At 73.3% G+C, this 18,188-nt stretch carries 13 protein-coding genes and 1 tRNA gene; 4 read left to right on the top strand and 10 right to left on the bottom strand.

The annotated features are described in order from the left end of the window. Positions 1–14 precede the first annotated feature (14 nt). Together dcd and E1O70_RS07660 are read right to left on the bottom strand one after the other, a co-directional pair. Positions 15–590, bottom strand: a complete 576-nt coding sequence (gene dcd, locus E1O70_RS07665) for a dCTP deaminase (protein ID WP_034652708.1) — start codon at positions 588–590, stop codon at positions 15–17. Positions 591–766: 176 nt separating this feature from the next. Further along, positions 767–1,339: a TM2 domain-containing protein gene (locus tag E1O70_RS07660; protein WP_061267174.1), complete on the bottom strand. Its 573-nt coding sequence runs from the start codon at positions 1,337–1,339 to the stop codon at positions 767–769. A gap of 154 nt (positions 1,340–1,493) precedes the next feature. Between E1O70_RS07660 and E1O70_RS07655 the strand changes: the two genes are divergently transcribed. Continuing rightward, a tRNA-Gly gene (locus E1O70_RS07655) sits at positions 1,494–1,564 on the top strand. A gap of 73 nt (positions 1,565–1,637) precedes the next feature. Here E1O70_RS07655 and E1O70_RS07650 read toward each other — a convergent pair. The 8 genes from E1O70_RS07650 to E1O70_RS07615 all read right to left on the bottom strand — a co-directional run bounded on the left by E1O70_RS07650 (position 1,638) and on the right by E1O70_RS07615 (position 14,428). Then, positions 1,638–1,829, bottom strand: a complete 192-nt coding sequence (locus tag E1O70_RS07650; protein ID WP_061267175.1) for a hypothetical protein — start codon at positions 1,827–1,829, stop codon at positions 1,638–1,640. Between the two features lie 53 nt (positions 1,830–1,882). Next, positions 1,883–3,163, bottom strand: a complete 1,281-nt coding sequence (locus E1O70_RS07645; protein ID WP_061267176.1) for an AGE family epimerase/isomerase — start codon at positions 3,161–3,163, stop codon at positions 1,883–1,885. A 150-nt stretch (positions 3,164–3,313) separates the two neighbouring features. Continuing rightward, complete coding sequence (locus E1O70_RS07640; RefSeq protein ID WP_082774321.1) at positions 3,314–8,749, bottom strand: GH92 family glycosyl hydrolase; 5,436 nt, start codon at positions 8,747–8,749, stop codon at positions 3,314–3,316. A 284-nt stretch (positions 8,750–9,033) separates the two neighbouring features. Next, the gene (locus E1O70_RS07635) at positions 9,034–10,161 is read right to left on the bottom strand and encodes a LacI family DNA-binding transcriptional regulator (protein ID WP_205688626.1); all 1,128 of its coding nucleotides are present in this window, start codon (positions 10,159–10,161) and stop codon (positions 9,034–9,036) included. A 1-nt stretch (position 10,162) separates the two neighbouring features. Then, positions 10,163–11,377, bottom strand: coding sequence for a sugar ABC transporter permease (locus E1O70_RS07630; protein ID WP_061267177.1), 1,215 nt, complete (start codon positions 11,375–11,377; stop codon positions 10,163–10,165). Continuing rightward, positions 11,374–12,186, bottom strand: coding sequence for an ATP-binding cassette domain-containing protein (locus E1O70_RS07625; protein ID WP_082774322.1), 813 nt, complete (start codon positions 12,184–12,186; stop codon positions 11,374–11,376). Before E1O70_RS07625 ends, E1O70_RS07630 begins: the two co-directional genes overlap by 4 nt. Continuing rightward, positions 12,183–13,313 (bottom strand): substrate-binding domain-containing protein, encoded by a 1,131-nt coding sequence (locus E1O70_RS07620; protein ID WP_061267178.1) that lies wholly within the window; start codon positions 13,311–13,313, stop codon positions 12,183–12,185. Before E1O70_RS07620 ends, E1O70_RS07625 begins: the two co-directional genes overlap by 4 nt. Next, positions 13,310–14,428: an ROK family transcriptional regulator gene (locus E1O70_RS07615; protein ID WP_081599862.1), complete on the bottom strand. Its 1,119-nt coding sequence runs from the start codon at positions 14,426–14,428 to the stop codon at positions 13,310–13,312. Before E1O70_RS07615 ends, E1O70_RS07620 begins: the two co-directional genes overlap by 4 nt. A 372-nt stretch (positions 14,429–14,800) precedes the next feature. Between E1O70_RS07615 and E1O70_RS07610 the strand changes: the two genes are divergently transcribed. The 3 genes from E1O70_RS07610 to E1O70_RS07600 all read left to right on the top strand — a co-directional run bounded on the left by E1O70_RS07610 (position 14,801) and on the right by E1O70_RS07600 (position 18,044). Continuing rightward, a complete protein-coding gene (locus E1O70_RS07610) occupies positions 14,801–16,102 on the top strand; it encodes an ABC transporter substrate-binding protein (RefSeq protein WP_061267179.1) in 1,302 nt (433 codons plus the stop codon). Positions 16,103–16,242: 140 nt separating this feature from the next. After that, positions 16,243–17,145, top strand: a complete 903-nt coding sequence (locus tag E1O70_RS07605; protein WP_061267180.1) for a carbohydrate ABC transporter permease — start codon at positions 16,243–16,245, stop codon at positions 17,143–17,145. Continuing rightward, positions 17,142–18,044, top strand: a complete 903-nt coding sequence (locus tag E1O70_RS07600) for a carbohydrate ABC transporter permease (RefSeq protein WP_061267181.1) — start codon at positions 17,142–17,144, stop codon at positions 18,042–18,044. Before E1O70_RS07605 ends, E1O70_RS07600 begins: the two co-directional genes overlap by 4 nt. Positions 18,045–18,188: the final 144 nt, after the last annotated feature.

Below are 18,188 nucleotides of genomic sequence, written 5' to 3'. Positions count from 1 at the left end.
GCGGCGGGCCGCGCTCAGACGTCGGTGCGGTGGAAGTTCTGCCACGAGCGGGAGGCCGTCGGGCCGCGCTGGCCCTGGTAGCGAGAGCCGTAGACGCTGGAGCCGTACGGGTTGTCGGCGGGCGAGGACAGCCGGAAGAAGCACAGCTGGCCGATCTTCATGCCCGGCCACAGGGTGATCGGCAGCGTCGCCACGTTGCTCAGCTCGAGCGTCACGTGCCCGGAGAAGCCCGGGTCGATGAACCCCGCCGTGGAGTGCGTGAGGAGGCCCAGACGGCCCAGGCTCGACTTGCCCTCGAGGCGCGCCGCCACGTCGTCGGGCAGCGTGACCGTCTCGAACGTGGACCCGAGCACGAACTCCCCGGGGTGGAGCACGAACGGCTCGGCCGGGTCGACCTCGACGAGCCGCGTGAGGTCGGGCTGGTCCTGCGACGGGTCGATGAAGGGGTACTTGTGGTTGTCGAACAGCCGGAAGAACCGGTCGAGGCGCACGTCGATGCTCGACGGCTGGAGCATCGCCGGGTCGTACGGCTCGAGCTGGACGCGGCCGGCGTCGAGCTCGGCCCGGATGTCGCGGTCGGAGAGCAGCACGGGCCCACGCTAGCCGACGCCGGAGCGTGCCCGGACCGGGCTCCGCACCGTGGATCGGCGCCCTGGATCGGCACCCCCGACCGGCGCCCTGGGTCAGCGCGGGCCGAGCGCCGTCGGGCGCGGGGCCGCGCCGGCTCGTCGTCGAGGCGGCGCGGCCCCCGCCCGCGGACGGGAGGTCAGGCGCGCAGCGGGCGGCCCGTCGAGTCCACGGAGTAGTAGCCCGTCTTCGAGGTCAGGTAGAGGATGCCCTCGACCAGGCCCCAGATCGCGATGACCGGCGCCGCGAACCCGAAGGACAGCACCGACACGAGCAGCATCGTCAGGCCGATGCCGGTGTACCCGAGGTAGAAGCGGTGGATGCCGAGGCTGCCGACGAGGATGCCCAGCAGGCCCGCGGCGAGGCGCGACTTCGCCTGGGGGTCGTACGCCGGGTCGTAGCCGGGCTGGCCGTACGCGCCGGGCTGACCGTAGGCGCCGGGCTGCGCGTAGCCCGGCTGCTGGCCGTATCCCTGCTGGGCGTAGCCCGGCTGCGGGGCGGAGCCGTAGCCCTGGTCGGGCGTCGGCTGTCCGTAGCCCGGAGCACCCGGCGTCCCGTACGCCTGCTGGCCGTACGCGTCACCGGCCCCGGGCTGCTGGCCGGAACCCGGCGTCGGGCCCGACGGCGTGGCGGGGCCGCCGTAGACCGGGTCGCCGGGGGCGGGGCTCCCCTGCGACGGGTCGGGCTGCTGCTGGTACGGGTTCTCGGACAAGGCGGCTCCTCGGGCGGCGCGCCGCTCGTCGGCGCGGGACTGGTCGTGGTGCGGGCGGTTCTGGCATCACCGGCGTCGTCCGCTATGATCGGGTCGCGCGCTGGTTCGCCGAGGATCCTCCCAGAGGGCCCGGGGCGGACGCCACCGGCGCCGCGCGGGTGTAGTTCAATGGTAGAACTTCAGCTTCCCAAGCTGATAGCGCGGGTTCGATTCCCGTCACCCGCTCAGCCTGCGAGAGCCCCGCACCGGTCCGGTGCGGGGCTCTCGTCGTCGTGGGCCTCAGGCCGGACGCGCTTCGTCACGGCCACGCCGCCAGCAGATCGTCTGCCGTCCACACCCGGGACAGGCGCAGATCGCCCTCGGTGGCGACGTCACGCGCGGCGAAGAGCGTGCGGGCGTGCCATCGGACGCTCCCGACGAACACGGAACCCCCATCAAGAAAACGATTCTTGATGGGGGTGTCGTCGCCGAGCCCGAGGTCGCGCGCCACGGCGACGGTGACGTGGCGCGCGACCCCGGCCTCGGCGGTCCGAGGCCCGGGCGTCAGCCCAGGATGCTGCCCGCGGCCTTGGCCGAGGCGGCGAGGGAGCCGGTGAGCGGCAGGTCGGGCAGGATCACGGCCTGGGCCGCGTGGTAGACGTCGGGCTTGCCGACCCACGTGACGCCGTCGGGCCGGTTGGCGGTGTCGAGCTCGTGGTGCCACGACCCGCGCTCGTGGTCGACGAGGTGCTCGTCGATCCACGCCCACCAGCCCGCGGCGGCCTCGGCGAACCGGGGGTCGCCCGTGACGCGGCCCAGCACGTCGGCGGCCGCGACGGCCTCCGCCGCGACCCAGTGGTAGCGCCGGGGCTCGACCGGCGTGCCCGACCAGTCGACCGTGTACACGAAGCCGCCGCCGTGCTCGCCGTCCCAGCCGTCCGCGACGGCCCGGTCGAAGAGGGCGACCGCCGCGTCGGTGCGGGCGCCGGGGGTCCCGGCCGCGACGTCGACCTGGAGCAGCAGGCGTGCCCACTCCAGGCCGTGGCCCGGCGTCGACCCGTAGGGCTTGAAGGGGTCGCGGGGGCGGTCCGCGTTGTAGTCCGGCAGGGGGGTCCAGCCGGCGTCGAAGTGCTCGGGGATGCGCCAGTCGTTCTCGCGCGCCCACCCCACGACGCGGTCCGCGACCGACGCCGCGCGCGCGAGCCACTCGGGGTCGCCCGTCGCGTCGTGCGCGGCGAGGAGCGCCTCGACGGAGTGCATGTTCGCGTTGACGCCGCGGTACTCGTCGAGCACGGTCCAGTCGCGCGACCACTCGTCGGCGTGCATGCGCGGCCCGGGCTCCCAGAACCGCTCGTCGAGCACGGCGAGCGCCGCGTCGAGCAGCTCGCGCGCACCCTCGCGGCCCGCGATCGTGCCCGACGCCGCGGCGAGCACCACGAACGCGTGCGCGTAGGCGCTCTTCGTCCCGTCCACCGGGACGGCCTCGCCCGCCGCCGGGTCGTGGCCGTCGCCCGGGCGCCGCGCGGGGCCGCGCGACGAGACCCAGCCGCCGTTCTCGGCGTCGACGAGCACCGCCCGCAGCCCGTGCAGCGCGGCGTCGGCCCGCTCCCCCGCCCCCGGCACGCCGAGGAGCGACGCGAACGCGTACACGTGCGCCATGCGCGACGTGATCCACGTGTGCACCGGCTGCGACAGGTCGGGGCGCCCGTCGTCGTCGAGCCACTGCGCGGCGCCGTCCGCGCGCAGCGACGCCTCGCCGAAGCGCAGCAGGTCGGCGAGCTGCTCGCGACGCCAGCGCCGCAGGTCGGTCGCTGGCGTGGGCTGCTCGGTCGGGTGCTCGGTCATCTCTCGGTCCTTCTCGTGCTGGGTGCGTGGCGCCGCACCGGGCGCGGCGCCCGTACGGCGCGGTGCCCCGGGACGATCATCCCGGGGCACCGCCGGTGGTGCATGCCTGCCTCACCCCGGTCGGACGCGGGGCGGGGCGGGCTCAGGGGTTCAGCCGCAGGTCACGGCGGCGTAGTCGGCCTGGATCGACGCCGTCACCTCCTCGTCGCCGGTGCCGCGCGTCGCCTCGACGGTGACGGTGCCGGCCTCGACCGCCGTGGCCCGCGTCGCGAACGACTGGTAGGCGTTGGCGCCCGGCGCGACGGCCGCGACCTCCTTGGTGCCGAACGGCGTGACGAGCCGGATCGCGAGCGGCACGTCCTCGCCGTTCTCGGCGCGAACCGCGACGTACGCCTTGCCGGCGAGGCAGCGGGTGCTCACCGTGACGTCGACGGCGAGGGCCGGCTCCGCCTCGGTCACGGTCACGGGGACCTCGACCACCCGGCTGGTCCAGCCGTCGTCGACCACGACGTACGCCGTGTACGTCCCGGCCGCCGTGTAGGCGTGCGAGCCGGAGACCGATCCGTCGGCCACCGTGCCGGCCGCGACGTCGGAGCCGTCGCCCCACGTGACCGCCGCCCGGAGGTCGGCGCCCTCGCGGCCGCCCGCCACCTGGGCGAGCGCCACGTCCGAGGTCTGCCCGACGGCGAGCGTCACGCCCTCCGCGGCCGTGACCTCGAGCGCGGGGTGCTCGGCGAACGTGCCGTCGTGCGCGACCGCGACCACGTGGATGCGGCCGTCGCGCGAGAGCTCGCCCGGCTGGTCCGGGAGCGTGAGGCTCACGGGCCGCTTGCCCTCGGGGAGGGTGATCGGCGCCGTCGCGAAGAACGCGGCGGGGGTGCCGGTCTGCGGGCTGCCACCGCGGAGGCGGCTGTCCGTCACCGCGACGGGGATGTTCCCGAACACGGGGTTGCGGGCCGCGCCCGACCAGTCGCCGAAGCTCAGGTCGATCGGCTGGGTCGAGCCGTCGTCGAAGGTCAGCGTGCCGGTGGCCTGCTGGTTCTTCTCCGTGCCCGTGCCGATCACGGAGAGCTGCTCCGCGTCCGCGGGGACGTCGAGCTCGATGGTCTGCCCGTCGCCCGTGGCGTTGTCCGGCTGCCCGGCGGGGACCGCCGGGACGTCGAACGCGAGGTCCGTGCCCGGCACCGTCGCGCGCTCGCCCTGGACGAAGCCCTTCGCCGCGAGCTGCGCCCGGTCGAAGAACACGCCCTGGCCGTCGCACGAGCCGACCGTCGTCCCGGCGTCGCCGATGCAGACGTTGTCGTACGCGGCGAGCAGCGAGCCCTCGCGCAGGAGCGAGACGCTGACGTACGAGGAGGCCGAGACGGTCTCGATCCCCTCGCCCGAGACCGTGACGGTCACGGGGTAGACGCCGGGTGCGGTCCACGTGTGCGCGGCGTCCACCGCGTACCCGCCGAACGCGCCCGCCCGCAGCGACCCGGCGACCGGGTCGGAGCCGTCGCCGAACGCGACCTGCACGTCGAGCGCCGCGACGTCGCCCTCGACCCCGGTGAGGGTCGCGAACGAGCCCGAGACCTCGCGGCCCGTGACGCCGTCACGGTCCGGTGCGGCCGAGAGGGTGAGCTCCTCGGCCCCGGACTCCTTCGGGTCGGCGAGGAGCTCGACCTCGGCGAGCGACAGCGCGCCGGAGCCCGACGTCGCGGTGACCGTGACCCGGTACCGCGCGAACGCCGTCGGCTCCGCGACCGTGAACGGCCGCGTCTGCAGGGCCCAGCGGAACTGCTCGCCGGACCGCTCGTCGAGCGTCGTCCACGTCTCGCCGTCGTCGGAGCCCTCGAGGGTCCACGCGGACGGCGACGCCGTCCCGCTCGCCCCGGAGGTCAGCGTGTACGACCCGACGGTCGGGCGGATGCCGTTGCCCGCCCACGTGATCGACGGCGTCGTGGTGGCGAACGTCGTGCGCGTCCCGGACGTGTTGTCCGTGAGCGCCGCGGCGCTCGTGGTGGCGTCGCCGTCGGCGACGGTCGTCGTGCCGAGACCCGCGGTCGTCGCGTCCTGCACCGGCGCCGGGGGCTCGTCGCCCTCGGTGAGCGACGGCGGCGCGTCGTCCTCGCCCGTGCCCCAGTCCGACGGCTCCGGACCCATGACGAAGTCCAGCGTCGTGCCGCCCGAGAGGTCCGCCTGGGAGAGTGACGTCGAGGTGCGGGCCTCGCCGTCCACCGCGAGGGACTGCACGTAGACGTTGTCGACCGAGTTGTTCTCGGCGTTGACGACGAGGTCGCCGTCCGGCAGGTGCACGGTCGCCTTGTCGAACAGCGGCGAGCCGACCGCGTACTGGTCCGAGCCGACCTGGAGCGGGTAGAAGCCGAGCGAGGCGAAGATCCACCACGACGACATCTCGCCGTTGTCCTCGTCGCCCGGGTAGCCCTGGCCGATCTCGCTGCCCACGAACAGGCGGCGGGTGACCTCGCGGACCTTCTCCTGCACCTTCGACGGCGCGCCCGCGGCGTCGTAGAGCCACGGGATGTGGTGCGACACCTGGTTGCTCATGCCCCACTGGCCCATACGGACGTCGCGCGCCTCGCGCTGCTCGTGGATGCCGCCGTTGCCAGCGCCCTTCTCAGGCGTGGAGAAGAACTCGTCGAGCTTGTCCTCGAGGCCCTGCTTGCCGCCGTAGAGGTTGGCGAGGCCCTGGCCGTCCTGCGGGGCGTGGAACGCGAAGTTCCAGCCGTTCGTCTCGGTGTACCCGCCGCCCCAGGCCTCCGGGTCGTACGTCTCGGGGTCGACGGCCCACGTGCCGTCCTCGTGCCGCGGCACGAAGAAGTCGACCTCGGGGTCGAACAGCTCGACGTAGTGCGTGGCCCGCTCGAGGAAGTACGCGGACTCCTCGCGCAGCGTCTCGCGGCGCTCCTCCGGCGTCGCCGGGTCCTCCGCGAGGGCGGCGGCCATGTTGCCGATGCCGAAGTCGTTGACCAGGCCCTCCAGGCCCCACGACACGGACTCGTGCGTGGACTCCGGCGTGAACCCGAGGAACGGCGAGGTCTGCAGGCCCTTGCGGCCCACGGCGTTGCTCGGCGGCGCGACGGTCGCGTTGCGCAGCGCGGCGTCGTACGCCTCGAGCGCCGTGCCCGTGGGGAGCGAGCCCTTGAGGTACGCGTCCGCGAACGCCACGTCGGAGCTCGTGCCCGTCATGAGGTCGGCGTAGCCCGGCGAGGACCAGCGCGCGATCCAGCCGCCGTCGCGGTACTGCTGGACGAACCCGTCGACCAGCTCGGCCGCGAGCTCCGGGTAGAGGAGCGAGTACGCCGGCCAGGCCGTGCGGTACGTGTCCCAGAACCCGTTGTTCACGTAGATCTTGCCGTCGACGACCTTCGCGTTGGTCTGCGTGTCCGTCGCGGAGCCCGTGGTCGCGGAGACCGGGCTCGCGTACCTGTACACCGGCTCCTGCGCCGTGCCCGTGTTCTCGAACTGCGAGTTCGGGTACAGGTTGAGGCGGTAGAGGTTCGAGTACAGCGTGACGAGCTGGTCCTCGCTCGCGCCCTCGACCTCGATGACCCCCAGGCGGTCGTTCCACGCCTGCGCGGCGGCGGCCTTGACCTCCGTGAAGGTCTTGCCGGTCACCTCCAGGTCGAGGTTCTTGCGCGCCTGGTCGAGGCTGATGAACGACGTCGCGACGCGCAGCTCGACCGTCTTGTCGGACGACGTGTCGAACGTCGCGAAGCGCGCGTCCGCACGGTTGCCCGCCGCCGTCCCGACCGCCGTCGGACTACGGTCGAAGGTGCCGGCGACGAACATCCGCGTGCGGCCCACGGACAGGCCCGAGCCGTTCTCGACCCAGCCGGAGATCGTGCCCGTGGCCTGGTCGTACGTGAGCCTGGAGGAGCCGTCCACCTTGTCCACGAGCACGTGGCCCTTGGCTCCGGGGTAGCTGAAGCGGAGCACCGCGCCGTGGTCGGTGGGCGTCGCCTCGATCGCGGACCCGTTGGTGAACGTGACCCCGTAGTAGTCGGGCCGCGCCGTCTCGTCGGCGTGGTCGAACTCGAGGCCGCGCGTCGAGAGCGTGGCGTCGGGCGTCCCCGACGCCGTCGACGGGAGGAACGTCAGCTGGTTGCGGTCGCCCATCCACGGGCTCGGCTCGTGCGAGATCCCGAAGCCCTGGAGGACGGGCTTGTTGTTGGCGTTGTTGGCCTTGTGGTACTCGTACAGCCAGCTCTGCGAGGAGGCGTTCGTGTACGGCGTCCAGAAGTTGAACCCGTTGGGCGTCGCCGTCGCGGGGATGTTGTTCCCGCGCGAGAAGCTGCCCGACGCGAGCGTGCCGCGGCGCGTGTCCACGTAGTTGGCGAGGCTCGACCCGTCGATCGTGGCCGGCTCCGCCGTGATCGCGACGTCGTCGAGCCAGCCCGCGAACTTCGTCCCGGCGTGGCCGCCGGGGTTGTCGTACCCGAGCAGCACCTGGTCCACGGTCTTGCCCGCGGCGACGTCGCCGAGGTCGACCCGCACGGAGTTCCACTGGTCCGCGTAGAGGATCTTGCCCTCGCCCTGCGCCTGCGCGGTCGCGACCGTCTCGTGCGCGTCGCGCGCGCCGAGGTCGGACAGGTAGGTCCCGTCGGTGAACAGGACGTCCACCGCCGCGTACGTCGACGGGTACTGCAGGTCGTCGAGCAGCTCGGGGAAGATCGTGTAGCTCAGGCGCGTGTCCTCGCCGACGACGACGTCCACGTCGTCGTAGAGCACGTTCGTCGCGTAGGTCTCGCCGTCGGCGAGGTGCGAGCCGTCGTACCGGAGCGAGTGCAGGCCGGAGAAACCGACGCCCGCCTTGTTGGTGAAGCTGACGCGCGGCCCGGTGCCGACCTTCGTCGTCATGGGGGCCGCGGACGGGCCGGCGCTCAGGTCGGCCGAGAGGTCCCACCCGGCGAGCTGGACGATGGAGTCGCCCGAGTTCGCCGTGACGTTGAGGCGCAGGTAGGTGTACGCCGCGGTAGGCGCCTCGAGCTCGAACGTGCGCGTCTGCTGGCGGTTCGGGAAGTCCTCGTCCGTCCGCCGGTCGAGCGCGGTCCACGTGGACCCGTCGTTCGACCCCTCGACCGTCCAGGTCTTCGGGTCGCGACCGGCGGCGTCGTCGCCGGAGGTCATCGTGTACGCGACGAACGAGACGGGCTCGGTGAACTCGTACCGGACCCAGCCGGTCGACGCGAACGCGAGCCACTTGGTGCCCGAGCTGCCGTCGGCGAGGTTCGCCGCGCCCTCGTTGGGCAGGTTCTGCGCGCTCGCCGTGACGCCCTTCAGCTGCCCGAGGACGCTCCCGGGCAGGCCGGCCGTGAACGAGCCGACGTTCGCCTGCCAGGGCGCGCCGTCGCGCTCGGCCACCGTGGTGGGCAGCGCCGCCGGGTCGCCGGACTCGAACGACGATGAGAAGTCGCCCGGCTCGGCGGCCGCGGCGGGGGCGGCGGCGAGGGCTCCCGCGGGGGCCGCGAGAGGCACCCCGAGCGGGACGGCGAGTGCGGCGGCGAGCACGAGGCCGAGAGGCCGGGCGCGGCCGCTGCCGGACCGCGCGACCGCGCGTCCGGACGGGAGTGGTCTGGTCATGCCGCGATCTCCTTCGATCGTCTGACAGCGCTGTCAGGCTGCAGGGGTGCCCCTGACAACGCGCAGGGGGAAGCGTTGTCAGGGGCGACCTGAACCTATGCGTCGGCTCCGGGCTTTGTCAACGCGGTCAGGGCTCTGCCGACAGGGCGCCGACAAGAGGACCCCCTGGCGCAAAAGTCACGCTCAGTGTGACTTTCGCGCCACCCGCTCGACCGCGGAGGAGGTCGTACGCCGTCAGCACGACCGCGCTCGCACCGACACGCGCACGGGCACCGCGGCCACGCCTAGGCCGCGGGGCCGGGGACCTCCCCCGTGCCGCGGACGACGAGCCGCGTCGGCACCACGACGAGCCGCGGGGCGAGCTCCGGGTTCTCGGCGCGGGACACCGCGAGCGCCGCCGCCTGCCGGCCCATCTCGACGACGTCGTACCCCACGACCGTCACGTGCAGGAGGTCCGCGAGCTCGAAGTCGTCGAAGCCGACGAGCGCGACGTCCGCCGCCCCGCCCGACGACTCGCGGTCGCGCAGGGCGTGGAGCGCGCCGACCGTGATCTTGTTGTTCGCCGTGACGAACGCCGTCGGGGGCTCGGGCAGGGCGAGGAGGTCCGCGACGAACACGCGCGCGAGGTCGGCGTCGTGCGCGCCGTCCCGCACGTACCGGCCCGGGTCCTCGACGCCCGCGGCCCGCAGCGTCGCGACGAACTCGTCACGACGCTCCTGGAACGTCCACAGGCGCGACACGTCGCCCACGAGCGCGATCCGGCGGTGCCCGTGCGCGAGGAGGTGCGTCACGGCGTCGCGCACTCCCCCGCGGTTGTCGATGACGACCGTGTCCGCCTCGACGCCGCGCGCGGGGCGGTCGATGAACACGACCGGCAGGCCGTCCTCGAGCTCGCGGCGCAGGCCCGAGTGGTCCGTCGACGTCGGGGTGACGACGAGCGCGCCGACGCGGCGCTCGACGAGCGCCTCGGTGAGCGACCGCTCGCGCTCCGGCTCCTCGTCCGAGCTCGTGGTGATCAGCTGGAGGCCGTGGTGGCGGAGCTCACGCTCGATGCCGCTGGCCAGCGCGGAGTAGAACGGGTTCGCGAGGTCGCCGGTGACGAAGCCGACGAGCCGCGACGAGCCGCCGCGCGCGAGGTCGGCGGCCACGGCGTTGCGCCGGAAGCCGAGCCGCTGCGCGGCCTCCTGGACCTTGGCGCGCGTCTGCGGCGCGACGTTCGGCTCTTCGTTGAGGACGCGCGACGCCGTCTTGAGGCTCACGCCGGCGACCTCCGCGACGGAGGCGAGCGTCGGGCGCCGGCCTCCGCGTCCGCCGTGCGGACGCGCCACGGCCGCCCCCGTCGGGATGTCGGGGACCACGACCCCGACCTCGCCCGGCGGGACCGTCCCCGCGCTCTCCCCCTGCATCACCATCTCAGACCTCCCGTCGACCACGAATCAGCATGTCGACGACGATAGCGAGCAGCAGGACCGCTCCGGTCACGATGTACCGCGTGGCCGTGTCGAGGTTGAGCAGCGTGAGCCCGTTCGCGATGGACTGGAGCACGAGCACGCCGAGCAGCGCCGACCACGCGCTCCCGCGCCCGCCGAACAGGCTCGTGCCGCCGATGACCGCGGCCGCGATCGCCGTCAGGTAGGTGTCCGCCGCGCCGGTCCCCTGGTTCGCCGCCGCGAGCCGCCCCGCGGCGAGGACGCCGCCGAGCGCCGCGAACGTCGAGCACGCGACGAAGCACGAGACGACCGTGCGGCGCACCGCGACGCCCGCGAGGAGCGCGGAGCGCCGGTTGCCCCCGACGGCGCGCACGGAGCGTCCCCACCGCGTGCGGCGCAGCAGCACGTCGACCACGACCACGAGCGCCACGAAGAGCACCACGGTGTAGCCGATCCCGCGCGCCGTCCCGAGGTACGCGACCGTCGCGACGAGCACCGCCGCGAGGACCGCCGTCCGGACCGCGACGCGGGCCAGGCCCGGGCTCGGGAGCTCCGCCCGCACGCGGCGCACGTGGTCGGTCACGCGCAGCGCGGCGTACCCCGCCACGACCACGACCACGAGGCCCCACGCGACCGCGGGGGCGAGGAAGCCCTGCTGGACCGTGCGCACGAGCCACGACTCGAACGGCAGGTTGATCGAGCCCTTCGGACCGAGGACGCGCAGCTGCACGCCCGCGAGGATCAGCAGGCCCGCGAGCGTGAAGACGAACGACGCGAGCCCGAGGCGCGTGGACAGCAGCCCGTACCCGAGCCCGACGACCACCCCGACGGACAGCGCCGCGACGATCGCGATCCCGACCGGCCAGCCCAGCCCGACCGTCCCGACGGCGAGCACCGCCGCGGCGAGCCCGCTCACCGAACCGACCGACAGGTCGATCTGGCCGACGAGCAGCACGAGCACGACGCCGAGCGCGATGATCCCCGTGGGGGCGCTCTGGAGCGTGAGGTTGACGAGGTTCTCCGCGGAGAGGAACGCGGGGTTGATCGCGCCGAGCACGACCCAGATGAGCACGAGCGCGGCGACGATCGGCAGCATGCCGAGGTGCGCGCCGCGCAGCTGCTGCACGACGGACCCGGACAGCGCGCCCGTCAGGGGCCGGTCGAGCGCCGCGCCCGAGGTGCGGCCGGGGACGCTCATCGGTGCACCGCCCCGGTGCCGCCCGTGCGCCGCTCGTGCTCGGTCCCGCCCGCGCTCCCGATCGGTCCGCCCGGGCGCGCCGGGCGCACGGCGCCGGTCATCGCGGCGAGCAGGTCCTCGTAGGACGTGTCGCCCGGGAACTCGCCGTGCACGCGGCCGAGCCGCAGCACGAGGATGCGGTCGGCGACGGCCTGGAGGTCGCCCGCCTGGTGGCTGATGAGGACGACGGCGTGCCCGCGCTCGCGCAGCTTCTCGATGAGGTTGAGCACCTCGGCGGTCTGCCGGACGCCGAGCGCCGCCGTCGGCTCGTCGAGGACGAGCACGCGCGGCGACCCCAGGAGGGCGCGTGCGACCGCCACGACCTGCCGCTGGCCGCCCGAGAGCGTGCGCACCGGCTGCCGCACGGACGGGACGGTCGCGGCGAGCTGGTCGAGCAGGCCCCACGCCTCGCGCTCCATCGCGATCTCGTCGAGGAACGGCCCGTGGAGGACCTCCTGCCCGAGGAACACGTTCTCGACGACGTCGAGGTCGTCGACGAGCGCGAGCTGCTGGAACACCGCCGCGATCCCGTGCTGGCGCGCGGCCGCCGGCGAGTCGAGCACGACGGGCGCGCCGTCGAGCAGCACCTCGCCCGCGTCGGGGCGGAACGCGCCCGCGACGACGCCCGCGAGCGTCGACTTGCCGGCGCCGTTGTCGCCCACGACGGCGAGGACCTCGTGCTCGCGCACCTCGACGTCGACGTCGACGAGCGCCCGGACGCCGCCGAAGCTCTTGGAGACCCCGCGCAGGGTCAGGACGGGGGCGCTCACGGTGCCGCCTCCAGGAGACCCGCGTCGACGCACGCGTCGACGTACGACGGGGTGCAGATCTCGTCGACCGTGTGGACGCCGCCGTCGACGAGGACGCGCCGGACGTCGTCGACGCCGACCGCGCGCGGCGCGAGCAGGAGGCTCGGGACGCCGTCGATCACCACGGTCGCGCGGGGGTCCTCGCCGCGCAGCACCCGTACGGCGAGCTCGGCGGCCGTGCGCGCCTGCTGCGTCGTGGCCTTGTAGACGGTCATGTACTGGTCGCCCGAGACGACGCGCTGGACGGCCGCGAGCTCGCCGTCCTGGCCCGTGGTGGGCGGCACCGGGTCGAGGCCGGCGGCCTTCATCGCGGCGATGGCACCGCCCGCGATGCCGTCGCTCGCCGCGAAGACGCCGTCGACGCGACCCGGGTACTGCGTGAGCTGCCCCTCGACCCACTCGGTCGCCTTGTCGGGGCTCCAGTCGGGCGTGTCGTACTCGGCGAGCACGTCGATGTCCTCTCCCTCGAGCGCACGGTGGGCGCCGGCGGCGAGCTCCGCGGCGTTCGGGTCGGTCGGCGAGCCCTGCACGAGCAGGACACCCGGCCGCCGGCCCTGCGCCGGCGGGTCCTGCTCCGCGCGGTCGAGGACCGCGCCGACGAGCGCCTCCCCCATGAGGTACCCGATGAGCTCGTTGTCGAACGAGACGTAGTAGTTCGCGCCGTCGACGAAGCGATCGTAGGCGATGACGGGCACGCCGAGGCGCTGGGCCTCGGCGACGACGCTCACCGCGGCGACGGCGTCGACCGCGTCGAGCACGAGGACGTCCGCGCCGCGCGCGAGCATCGACTCGGCCTGCTGCTGCTGGTTCGCGGCGTCCTGGGCGGCGTTCGCGTACAGCACCTCGCACGACGGGCAGCGCCGCTCGACCACCCCGACGAAGGTCGGGCGGTCGGTCGTCTCGTACCGGGCGGTCTTGGCCTCGGGTAGCAGGAGCCCGATGGTCCCCTCCGAGGGCCCGGCGGGCTCCTCCGACGGCGCGCAGCCCGCGAGCGCCAGGAGGGCGAGCACGACCGCCGTGACAGCCGCCGTCACCGCGCCCCGCGCGCGACGGCGGGCGCCCCCGGCCCGGACGAGGGCCCCCGTCATGCGCTCACCCCCAGGGAACCGCTCACGCGCGCGAGGTCGAGCGCGACGGCGAGCGCGCCGCGCACCTCGGCGGCCGACCCCAGCTCGGACGCGACGACCTCGACCGGGCCCGCCGTGCTGGGGACCGTGCGCTGCTCGAGCGCGGTGCGGAGCGGACCGAGCAGGGCCTCGCCCGCCTCGGCGAGCTGCCCGCCGACGACGACGATCTCCGGGTCGACGAGGTTGCACAGGTTCGCGGCCGCGACGCCGAGGTGCTGCCCGGCGTCGAACAGGACGCGGCGGCAGCCGGGGTCGCCCTCCTGGGCGCGCGCGATGACGTCGCGCAGCGTGAGGTGGCCGCGGCTCTCGGAGAGCATGGACAGCAGCACGCCCGCGCCGACGTACATCTCGAGGCACCCGCGGTTGCCGCAGCGGCACACGGGGCCGTTCTCGTCGATCGTCACGTGCCCGATCTCGCCCGCGACGCCCGCGCGGCCGTGCACGACGCGCCCGCCCAGGACGAGCCCGCCGCCCACGCCGTGGGACACGCGCAGGTAGGCGACGGCGTCGTGCCCGACGGCCGCCCCGAACCGGGTCTCGGCGAGGGCGCCGAGGTTGGCGTCGTTGTCGACCGTCACGGGCGCGCCGAGCTCGGCCTCGAGCAGCTCGGGGACGACGACGCCGTCCCAGCCCCGCATCATGCCGACCGTCGCGATGCGCCCGGCGCGCACGTCCACGGGGGCGGGCACCCCGACACCGACGGCGAGCAGCTCCTCGGGGGACGCGTCGACCGACGCGACCATCTCCCCGACGAGCAGCGCGGCGCGCTGCAGGCCGGTGTCCGCGCGGTGGTCCGGGGCGAGCGGCATGCGCTGGTCGGCGAGCACGCGCATGGACGCGTCCGCGAGCGCGACGCGCATCGAGCGGGTGCCGAAGTGCACCCCCGCGACGAGCCCGAGGTTGCGCGCGAGGGTGACCTGGAGGGCGCGGCGCCCGCTGCGCGTGGACGGCGAGGTGTGCAGGACGCCCGCGCCGGTGAGCTCCTTGACGATGTTGGAGACGGTGGCCGGGGACAGCCCGGTGACGCCGGCCAGCTCGATCTGCGTGAGGGAGCCACGCTGCTGGACGGCGCTCACGATCCGGGCTCGGTTGGCCTCACGCAGTGAAGTCTGCGAGCCCGGTGTCACCCGGTCAGCGCGCACGTCGGTCAGGATACCGCCGGGACGCGCCGGTCCTGGTGGGACGCCTCGCCGTGCAGGTGGGGACGGACGGCTCGACAAGGATCGGACAGCGCTGTCAGAATGATGGTCGCCGCACGGCCGCGGGGTTTGGATCCATCTCCTGACGCGTACATCACGATTCAGCGACGCTTGCGTTCATTTCTTGACATCAAGGGTCGGGCGCCGTTGTATGGGCCTCGGGTTCGAGGGCGCGCCGGTGCGCCCGGCCGGTGCGACGTGGTCGTCCCGCCGGTCCCCCACGACCGAAGAAGGCGTAGGGATATCACGATGCGAATCGATCGCAGGACGAGCGCGACGGTGGCGACGGCCGCCCTCGTGGGTCTCGCACTCGCCGCGTGCAGCGGCGGTGGTTCCGGTGACGGGGGCACCGGTGACGGGGGCGCTTCGGGGGGCGGCGACGAGGTCGAGGTCTTCACCTGGTGGGCCGCCGGCTCCGAGAAGGCCGGTCTCGACGCGCTGGTCGGCGTGTTCGAGGAGCAGCACCCCGACGTGGAGTTCATCAACGGCGCGGTGGCCGGCGGCGCCGGCTCGGCCGCCAAGGACCTCCTCCAGTCCCGCCTCCAGGCCCAGGACCCGCCGGACACGTTCCAGGCGCACGCCGGTGCCGAGCTCCAGGACTACATCGACGCCGCGCAGATCGAGGACGTCTCCTCGCTCTACGACGAGTTCGGCCTCACCGACGTCTTCCCGGCCGACCTCGTCGACCGCCTCAAGTCCGACGACGGCGCGATCTACTCGATCCCGTCGAACATCCACCGCGCGAACGTGGTCTGGGCGAACCCGACGGTCCTCGAGGCCAACGGCGTCGACCCGGCCGCGACCTACGCGGACCTCGACGCCTGGATGGCGGACCTCGACAAGCTCAAGGCCGCGGGCGTCACGCCGCTGTCGGTCGCGACGACCTGGACCCAGGTCAACCTCCTGGAGACCGTGCTCCTCGCGGACCTCGGGGCCGAGGGCTACAACGGCCTGTGGGACGGCTCGACCGACTGGGAGGGCGCCGAGGTCACGGCCGCCCTCGAGGACTTCGAGAAGCTCATGAGCTACACCAACACCGACCGTGACGGGCTCGACTGGCCCGAGGCGACCCAGATGGTGATCGACGGCAACGCCGCGTTCAACGTCATGGGCGACTGGGCCGTCGCGGCGTTCGAGGAGCAGGGCAAGACGCTCGGCACCGACTTCACCGCGTTCCCGGTCCCGGGTACCGACGGCGTGTTCGACTTCCTCGCCGACTCGTTCACCCTCCCGGTGGGCGCCCCGCACCCCGACGGCGCCAAGGCGTGGCTCGAGACCGTGGGCTCGCTCGAGGGCCAGGTCGCGTTCAACAAGGCCAAGGGATCCATCCCGGCTCGCACCGACGCCGACCCGGCCGAGTTCTCGGAGTACCAGCAGACGGCGATCGAGTCGTTCGGCAACGACACGATCGTCTCCTCGCTCGCGCACGGCGCCGCCGCCCCGGTCGCGACGCTCAACGCGATCTCCGACGCGACGAGCAAGTTCACGTCGGGCGGGTCCGACCTCGCGACCTACCAGTCCGAGCTCGCCGCCGCCACCGCGCAGGGCTGACACCGCTCCGCCGGAGCCGCCGCGCGTCGTCGGGCACGTCCCGACGGCGCGCGGCGGACCCGCGCGGCCGGAACACGTCCCCGGGACGCCCGCGCTCCCCAGCGCCGCGGCCCACGCCCCCACGACCGGGAAGACCCACCATGCTCAAGTCACTGCGACGCGCCGGCCCAGCGCTGCTGCTGCTCGCGCCCTCGCTGATCCTCGTCGGCGTGTTCGTCTACGGCCTGATCGGCGCCAACTTCCAGACGTCGATCACGGACAACCACACCGCGGCACAGGCCACGGGCCAGAAGCCGTCGGTCGTCGTGTGGTTCGAGAACTACACGGCCCTCCTCGGCAGCGAGGCGTTCCAGCACTCGCTGAAGAACCTCGTGCTCTACACGGTGGTCTTCCTCGCCGGCACGATGCTCATGGGCTTCCTGTGGGCGTGGATGCTCGACAAGCCGGTCAAGGGCGAGGGGATCTTCCGTTCCGTCTACCTGTTCCCCATGGCCGTGTCGTTCGTCGCGTCCGGTGTCGTGTGGCGCTGGCTGCTCAACTCCAACCAGGGCGAGCAGGCGAGCGGCCTCAACCGGCTGTTCCAGATCGTCGGGCTCGACTTCCTGCAGAACAACTGGTGGAACAACGTCACGTGGGGCATCACGGCCATCGCGATCCCCGCGATCTGGCAGCTCTCCGGGTACGTCATGGCGCTGTTCCTCGCCGGGTTCCGCGGCATCCCCGACGAGCTGCGCGAGGCCGCCCGCATGGACGGCGCGAGCGAGTGGAAGCTGTACCGCCACGTGCTGTTCCCGCAGCTCTCGCCCATCGCGCTCTCGGCGCTCATCATCATCGGGCACATGTCGCTCAAGGCGTTCGACCTCATCATGTCGATCTCGAAGCCCGCGAACTACCAGACCAAGGTTCCGGCCGTCGACATGTACGTCTTCAAGTCGAGCTTCGACTACGCCAACGCGGCAGCCGTCGGCTCGATCCTGCTGATCATCGTGGCCGTCGTCATCGTGCCCTACCTGATCCGCACCAACCGTCAGGAGAAGCGATGACGACCACCTCGACGCCGGCCGTCCCCGCCCCCGAAGTCGTCGGCACGCCGCACCAGCCGGCGCGCCGCACGCCGCGCGAACGCTTCTCGGTCGGCCGCACGCTCAAGTACGCGGCGCTCGTGCTGTTCCTCGTCATCGTCCTCATCCCCGTCTACGTGCTCTTCGTGACGAGCTTCAAGGGCGCGGGCGACGCGTCGCCGGCGCGCGCGTGGTCGCTCCCGCAGACGTGGACGACGGAGAACTGGCAGACGGCGTGGACCGCGCTGTCCCCCGCCATCTGGCGCACGGTGCAGATGGTCGTGCCGTCGGCGATCATCGCGGCCTTCCTCGGGTCGCTCAACGGGTTCGTGCTCTCCCGCTGGTCGTTCAAGGGCGCGAACATCGTCTTCACGCTGATCCTCTTCGGGATGTTCATCCCGTACCAGGCCGTCATGATCCCGCTCAACCAGCTCGTGCTGGGCCTGGGCATCCCGAGCGGCGTGCCGTCCCTGATCCTGCTGCACGTCATCTACGGCATCCCGATCACGACGCTCATCTTCCGCAACTACTACATGACCGTGCCGCACGAGCTCGTCGAGGCCGCGCGCGTCGACGGCGCCGGGATGCTGCGCACCTACTGGTCGATCATCCTGCCGATCTCGATCCCGAGCTTCGTGGTCGTGCTCATCTGGCAGTTCACGTCCGCGTGGAACGACTTCCTCTTCGCGGTGTTCTTCTCCTCCAGCCAGAACGGCCCCGTGACGCTCGCGCTGAACAACCTCGCGAACGGCGCGCTGCTGCAGAACTACGGCGTCTCCATGGCCGGCGCGCTCTTCGCGTCGCTCCCGACGCTGCTCGTGTACATCGTCCTCGGCAAGTACTTCGTCGGGGGGCTGATGTCGGGCTCGGTCAAGGGCTGAGCCCCGACCGGGCGTCGTCCGCCGCCCGGAGGCCCGTCGGGGAGCGTGGTCGCACCACGTTCCCCGGCGGGCCTCCGCTCGTCCCGCACCGCCGAGGATCACCCGCAGCAGTTCTCCGGAACCCCTGGACACAGCCAGACAGCG

This window comes from Cellulosimicrobium funkei (genome assembly GCF_004519295.1).
In the GTDB taxonomy this organism is placed as follows: domain Bacteria; phylum Actinomycetota; class Actinomycetes; order Actinomycetales; family Cellulomonadaceae; genus Cellulosimicrobium; species Cellulosimicrobium funkei.
This window is presented reverse-complemented; position numbering and strand designations above follow the sequence as displayed.

Bases quoted from the DNA above. Each gene is read 5' to 3' on its own strand.
- E1O70_RS07645 (WP_061267176.1), bottom strand. From the start codon at position 3,163: ATGACCGAGCACCCGACCGAGCAGCCCACGCCAGCGACCGACCTGCGG.
- E1O70_RS07620 (WP_061267178.1), bottom strand. From the start codon at position 13,313: ATGACGGGGGCCCTCGTCCGGGCCGGGGGCGCCCGCCGTCGCGCGCGG.
- E1O70_RS07610 (WP_061267179.1), top strand. From the start codon at position 14,801: ATGCGAATCGATCGCAGGACGAGCGCGACGGTGGCGACGGCCGCCCTC.
- E1O70_RS07635 (WP_205688626.1), bottom strand. From the start codon at position 10,161: ATGGTGATGCAGGGGGAGAGCGCGGGGACGGTCCCGCCGGGCGAGGTC.
- E1O70_RS07600 (WP_061267181.1), top strand. From the start codon at position 17,142: ATGACGACCACCTCGACGCCGGCCGTCCCCGCCCCCGAAGTCGTCGGC.
- E1O70_RS07605 (WP_061267180.1), top strand. From the start codon at position 16,243: ATGCTCAAGTCACTGCGACGCGCCGGCCCAGCGCTGCTGCTGCTCGCG.
- E1O70_RS07640 (WP_082774321.1), bottom strand. From the start codon at position 8,749: ATGACCAGACCACTCCCGTCCGGACGCGCGGTCGCGCGGTCCGGCAGC.
- E1O70_RS07630 (WP_061267177.1), bottom strand. From the start codon at position 11,377: ATGAGCGTCCCCGGCCGCACCTCGGGCGCGGCGCTCGACCGGCCCCTG.